3 protein-coding genes are annotated in these 3,308 nt (G+C 70.0%); 1 reads left to right on the forward strand and 2 read right to left on the reverse strand.

Annotation, left to right across the window (positions count from 1 at the left end; all coding sequences use genetic code 11):
- Positions 1 to 87 precede the first annotated feature (87 nt).
- Both cydB and EDJALFJO_RS07865 read right to left on the reverse strand, forming a co-directional pair.
- Positions 88 to 1,131 carry a cytochrome d ubiquinol oxidase subunit II gene (cydB, locus tag EDJALFJO_RS07860; RefSeq protein ID WP_088283908.1) on the reverse strand — a complete coding sequence of 348 codons (1,044 nt, stop codon included), beginning with the start codon at positions 1,129 to 1,131 and terminating at the stop codon, positions 88 to 90.
- A 33-nt stretch (positions 1,132 to 1,164) separates the two neighbouring features.
- Positions 1,165 to 2,601 carry a cytochrome ubiquinol oxidase subunit I gene (locus EDJALFJO_RS07865; RefSeq protein ID WP_088283910.1) on the reverse strand — a complete coding sequence of 479 codons (1,437 nt, stop codon included), beginning with the start codon at positions 2,599 to 2,601 and terminating at the stop codon, positions 1,165 to 1,167.
- A 240-nt stretch (positions 2,602 to 2,841) separates the two neighbouring features.
- Here EDJALFJO_RS07865 and EDJALFJO_RS07870 point away from each other — a divergent pair, with 240 nt between their 5' ends.
- On the forward strand, positions 2,842 to 3,198 hold the full coding sequence (locus EDJALFJO_RS07870; protein ID WP_369812501.1) for an acylphosphatase: 357 nt from the start codon (positions 2,842 to 2,844) through the stop codon (positions 3,196 to 3,198).
- The last annotated feature ends 110 nt before the right edge of the window (positions 3,199 to 3,308 follow it).

Genomic DNA, 3,308 nt, shown 5'->3' on the forward strand with positions numbered 1-3,308 from the left:
CCCGGGACGCCGCCGACCGCCGGCTGCGCGGCAACGGGTTCGGCGGCGGGCCGGGGGCGCTGTGCCCGCGACCCGCCGCCGGTGCCGTCAGATGCCGGCCTTGACCTTCGTCGTCCACTTCAGACCGACGGGCGCCGGGATGTCCGACGAGCCGATCCGCGTGCGGAAGACCCAGTAGGCCCAGGACTGGTACACGAGGATGATCGGGGTCATCACCACGGCGACCCAGGTCATGACCGTGAGGGTGTTCTGCGTCGACGAGGCGTTGCTGATCGTCAGGTCGGGCGCGTCGTTGATGTGCAGCACGGCCGGGTAGAGGCAGCCGAAGAGCATGACGACCGCGCCGACGGTGACGACGCTGGTGAGCAGGAAGCCCTGCCCCTCCTTGCCGGCCCGGGCCGAGAGCACGACGCCGACCAGGGCGACGGCCGCGACGACCACGACCGCCCACGTCCACGTCTTGCCGTAGGCGAGCTGGGTCCAGATCGCCCACACCGCACCACCGGCGAGCACCGGCACCGAGAGCGTCGCGGCGAGCTTCATCGCGCGCTGCTGGATGTCACCGGTCGTCTTCAGGCCCAGGAAGAGCGCCCCGTGGAGCAGGAAGAGCAGGAGCGTCACGGCGCCGAAGAGCAGGCTGTACGGGTTGAGCGCGGCGAGCAGCACCGCGAACGGGCCCTTCTGGACGGTCGCGACGTCGACCCCGTGGAGCAGGTTGCCGAACGCGACGCCCCACAGCAGCGAGGGCAGGTACGAGCCGACGATGATCGCCCAGTCCCACTTGCTGCGCCAGCCGTCCTCGTCGATCTTGCCGCGGTACTCGAAGGCCACGCCGCGCAGGATGAGCGCGACGAGGATGAGCAGCAGCGGCAGGTAGAAGGCGGAGAAGAGGGTCGAGTACCACAGCGGGAACGCCGCGAAGGTCGCGCCGCCGGCGGTGAGGACCCAGACCTCGTTGCCGTCCCACACCGGGCCGATGGTGTTGATCATCACGCGGCGGTCGGTCTCGCTCCTGCCGAGGATCGGCAGGAGCATCCCCACGCCGAAGTCGAAGCCCTCGAGCACGAGGTACCCGACCCAGAGCACCGCGATGAGGCCGAACCAGATGATGCGAAGTGTGTCGATGTCCACGTCAGACTCCTGGTCTTTGTTCCGCGGCGCGGGTCAGTAGGCGAAGGCGAGGGGCTTGTCCTCGTCGGAGGACTCGCTCGTCTCGACCTCGGGGGCACCAGCGGTGGCGTAGCGCTTCATGAGGCCGTACCAGACGACCGCGAGGGCGCCGTAGAGGCCGGTGAAGACGACGAGCGAGAGCGCGACCGACGGGACGTCGACGTACGGCGAGACCGCCGACGCCGTCGTGAGGCGGACGTTGCCGTCACCGGTGGGGTTCGGGGCGACGATCCACGGCTGGCGACCCATCTCGGTGAAGATCCAGCCGGTGAGGTTCGTCAGGAAGATCGTGAAGGTCGCGACGAGCGAGAGCTTGCCGAACCACGGGGCCGTCGGGACGCCGCCCTTGCGGGTGGACCAGATGCCCGCGAGCGCCAGCGCGCCGGCGAAGGCCGCGAAGCCGATCATGAGCCGGAAGTTCCAGTAGGTCACCGGCAGCGAGGGGATGTAGTTGCCGGGGCCGTACTTCGCGGAGTACTCGGCCTGCAGGTCGTTGACGCCCTTGAGGGTGCCGTTGAAGTCGCCGGTCGCGAGGAACGACGTGCCGCCCGGGATCGAGACGGTCTTGACGTCGCAGCTGTCCGCGCCGACCGCGCCGACGGCGAAGATGCTGAAGCCCGCACCGGTCTCGGTGCTGCACAGCGCCTCGGCGGCGGCCATCTTCATCGGCTGCTGCTTGAACATGAGCTTGGCCTGCTGGTCGCCGGAGAGCGCGACGCCGACGGCCGCGACGACCATGACGACGAGCGCGAGGCGCATCGCCGGCCGGTACAGCTGCGCGGCCGCGAGGTCGCCCGTCTTGGCGTTGCGGACCATCTGCCAGCCCGCGATGCCCGCGACGAACGTGCCCGCCGTGAGGAAGGCCGCGGTGACGGTGTGCGGGAAGGCCGCGAGCGTCGTCGGGTTCGTCAGGACGGCGACGATGCTGTCGAGCTCGGCGCGCTTGGTCTCCGGGTTGTACTTCACGCCGACCGGGTGCTGCATGAACGAGTTCGCCGCGATGATGAAGTAGGCGGAGAGGTTCACACCGATCGCCGCGGCCCAGATCGTCGCGAGGTGCACCCGCTTGCTGAGGCGGTCCCAGCCGAAGATCCACAGGCCGAGGAAGGTCGACTCGAGGAAGAACGCGAGGAGCGCCTCCATCGCGAGCGGCGCCCCGAAGACGTCGCCGACGAACCGGGAGTACTCGCTCCAGTTCATCCCGAACTGGAACTCCTGGACGATGCCGGTCACGACGCCGATGGCGAAGTTGATGAGGAAGAGCTTGCCGAAGAACTTCGTCAGGCGCAGCCACCGCTCGTCGCCGGTGCGGACCCACGCGGTCTGCATGATGGCGACCATGGGTGCCAGGCCGATGGTCAGAGGCACGAAGATGAAGTGGTAGACGGTCGTGATGCCGAACTGCCACCGTGCCAGATCGAGTGCGCTCACAGCTGCTCCCGGTACGCGTCACGGCGCCGGCGACCGCCGGCCCACGATCGAAAGTAGGGGTGGCACCCGGTGCCTCCTCGGGACCTGAGTCCTGATGGATTCGTGTCCTGAGCGATCTGCCGCACATCGTGACCCTGCAGGGTCCTGCGCGGGCCGACTCGTTACCGTGTGTTCATGACGGAGCGACCTGCCACGCCGGGGGCGCCGGTGCCCAAGCCGGGCCCGCACCTCGCGGGTGCCCTGCGCCGTCCGCCGGGCCAGGTCGACGAGCGGGTCCGGACCGGCCGGGTGCGGCTGCAGGCCTTCGTCTCGGGCACGGTCCAGGGCGTCGGGTTCCGCTGGTGGACCCGCTCGCGGGCCCTCGAGCTCGGCCTCGTCGGGACGGCGACCAACCTCGCCGACGGCCGGGTCGAGGTCGTCGCCGAGGGGCCGCGGCAGGCCTGCGAGAAGCTCCTCGAGCTGCTGTCCGAGCAGCCCCCGCGGGACCCGCCGCCGCGCGCGCCGCGCTCCTGGTACCGCCGTCCGGGCCACGTGCTCGACGTCGAGCCCGACTGGCGGGACGCCGCGGGCGACCTCACCGGGTTCCGCGAGGCCTGACCGGGTCTGCACGTCCTGGGCGGCGTCCTCTGGCGGGAGACGCACGAATGCCCCGACTTGGCCTCAATCGGTGAGTGCAACGCCTTCTGATGTGGGGTGTTGTCGATGGC

Source organism: Kineosporia sp. A_224, assembly GCF_002198655.1.
Classification (GTDB): domain Bacteria; phylum Actinomycetota; class Actinomycetes; order Actinomycetales; family Kineosporiaceae; genus R-H-3.